Raw genomic sequence first — 2,455 nt, forward strand, 5'->3', positions numbered from 1 at the left:
GGCCCTGCTCGGCGCGACCGTCGCCGAACGCCCGGACCTGGCACGGGCCGCGAGCCCGGTCACGTACGCCGTCGAGGGTTCGAACCCGCCGCCGTTCCTGCTGATCCACGGAACGCAGGACGGGCTGGTGCCCTACAGCCAGAGCGAGCAGCTCGCCGCGGCCCTGACGAAGGCCGGCGGCGAGGTCACCCTGACCCCCGTCGAAGGCGCCGACCACATCTTCCTCGGCTCCCCGGACATCGTCCGGATCGTGACCGACAGCGTCGCCTTCCTGGCCCATCACCTGGGCCAGGAGGCCTGAGACCCGCCCCGGGGGCGTCGGCGCACCGCCGACGCACCGACGCCCCCGGGGCATCCGCCGGGCCGCTTCGGCCGGGGCCGCCGGCCCGCTCGCGGTGCCGGAAGCCGGTCGGGCGGTGTCAGAGCGTCTCGTGGTCCACGAGCGGGTGCCCGCAGACGCGGATGATCGCACCCGAGCCGATGTCCGGTCCGGTGAAGTCCCGGTACTGGCTGAAGCAGAAGTCGGAGTCGCCACGGAATCCCGGGCATCCGCAGCCTTGGACCGGAGGTCCGGGCGAGACCACGCCGGTGCAGAATTCCAAGGCCCCGGCCGCCGCGAGACGCGGGTCGATTCCGGACCGGGAGAGCATGTCGGCAGCCGCCTTACGTGCCTCACCGACCATCCGCGCCGCCTCCCTGACGGCCTTCACGTGCTCGTCACTGAGACGCTCGGGCAGAGGGGACATGATGGCTCCTGTCACTGTTCGTCGACGCGCTCGCACATGACGAATCCGCCTTCGATTTCCGTGCATTCGAAGACCGGCTGCGTGATCGCCGCCGTCGTGATGCCGCCCGACTCCGCTCCACGGCGCGTGGGGTGGTACGCGAGCGAGAACTGTCCGACCGCGTGGGGGTGCTTCTCGAGCAGACCTCGGAAATCCGCGACCAGTCCACTGAACTCCTCGGGGATGGTCCTGCTCTCGCCCTTCTCCGTCATGACGGCCTCCTTGGCAGGAGAATCGCGGTACGGCCCCCGAAGGGTGGTGCGGTCACGGCTGTCGTCACCGCACACTGCCCCCCTCTACCAGCTTCGGTCGCCCGCGACGAACGCGCATGCGCAGCGCTCGCCGCGCGGCTGGGCCGGACCGGGCCCGTGCCGTCGGGTGCGATCCCGCATCACGGCAACGAGCGCGTGAGCCAGACCACTTCACCGTTCTCCTCGATGGAGAGGTGGTCCCGCTCGAAGCCGATCTTCTCCAGGACGCGCAAGGACGGCGCGTTCCAGGTGCCGACGGTCGACCAGAGCCGTTCCCGCCCGGTCGCGACAGCGGCGTCGAGGACCGCGGCCGCCGCCTCGGTCGCGTACCCCCGCCCGTGCACGCGCTGGAACAGCTCGTACGCGATCTCGGGCTCCTCCAGGGTGGTCCGGCCGATGATCAGCCCGCAGTAGCCGATGAAGTCCCCCTCCTCGCGGCGCTGGATGGGCAGCAGGGCTATCCCCGTCTCCCGCGTCGCGGCGAGCAGCTCCGCGATGGCCGTCCGCATGCGCTCGAGCGTGGGCGGCTCCTTGCCGCGCTCGGCGAGGAGGGCGCGGAACTCGGCGGCGTCCGACTCGGCCCACGGCCGCAGGATCAGGCGCTCGGTCTCCAGGTGGAACGACATCGTCTCGTAGGTCGGCATGCCCCTACTTTGCCAAAGGGGCGATCACGCGCCGCGGCGGGTCGGGCAGGACCCGAAAGGGACGGCCTAGGAGGTCTCGCGGGGAACGAGGACCGCCTTTATCTCGGGGACGGGCGCCGTCGTGCCCGTCTCGATCAGCTCGTGCACGGCGTCCGCGACCAGGGCCGGCGAGACCAGGTCCAGGCGGATCGAGGTCAGCGGGGGCTGCTGGAGGGCGGCCAGGACCAGGTCGTCGGAGCCCACGACGGCCACCTCGTCCGGTACGGAGATCCCCTCGGCCCGCAGCGCGTGCAGCAGCAGCGCGGCGTACTCGTCGTTGTAGGCGAACACGGAGTCCAGGCCGAGGCTCCGCCAGCGCCGGGCCAGCGCGGTCGCGGACTCCCGGGTGTAGGAGAGCTCCACCGGGGTCACGGTGGCCATGTGCCGGGCGGCGACCGATTCGGCACCCGCGAGCCGGGGTCCGGCGAGGGTGGCGAGGCCGCGTTCCTGCGGCATGACCACGCCGATACGGGTCCGGCCGCGGGCGATCAGGTGCTCGGCGGCGGTGGCTCCGATGCGGGCGTGGTCGAAGCCGATGGTGTGCACGCCCGGTACGGGACGGGCCGCGAAGGCGATCAGCCCGCGCACGCCGGCGCGCCGCAGCAGATCGGCGGCCTGCGCGGTGAGCCGGTCGCCGTCGAGGGCGATGACGGCGGCCGGACGCAGCTCGGCCCAGGCGCGGGCGGCGTCGACGGGATCGGCGAAGCGCCCCGCGTGCAGCACGGCGGTGTAGCCG

General features: G+C 72.5%; 5 protein-coding genes. 1 reads left to right on the top strand and 4 read right to left on the bottom strand.

The genetic code is table 11. The features are described 5' to 3' along the window. A partial coding sequence (locus ACWGDE_RS38170; RefSeq protein WP_453393680.1) for a prolyl oligopeptidase family serine peptidase occupies positions 1-301 on the top strand: 301 nt, incomplete at its 5' end. 118 nt (positions 302-419) lie between these two features. On the opposite strand, the gene ACWGDE_RS38175 is transcribed toward ACWGDE_RS38170, so the two are convergent. From ACWGDE_RS38175 to ACWGDE_RS38190, 4 genes are all read right to left on the bottom strand, one after another. Beyond that, complete coding sequence (locus tag ACWGDE_RS38175) at positions 420-746, bottom strand: DUF6422 family protein (protein WP_453393681.1); 327 nt, start codon at positions 744-746, stop codon at positions 420-422. A gap of 11 nt (positions 747-757) precedes the next feature. Continuing rightward, on the bottom strand, positions 758-997 hold the full coding sequence (locus ACWGDE_RS38180; protein ID WP_453393682.1) for a hypothetical protein: 240 nt from the start codon (positions 995-997) through the stop codon (positions 758-760). A 179-nt stretch (positions 998-1,176) separates the two neighbouring features. Next, positions 1,177-1,680, bottom strand: coding sequence for a GNAT family N-acetyltransferase (locus ACWGDE_RS38185; protein WP_453393683.1), 504 nt, complete (start codon positions 1,678-1,680; stop codon positions 1,177-1,179). A 66-nt stretch (positions 1,681-1,746) separates the two neighbouring features. Beyond that, positions 1,747-2,455 (bottom strand): substrate-binding domain-containing protein (locus ACWGDE_RS38190; RefSeq protein ID WP_453393684.1); only part of this gene is annotated, 709 nt, incomplete at its 5' end.

This window comes from Streptomyces sp. NPDC054956 (genome assembly GCF_053609185.1).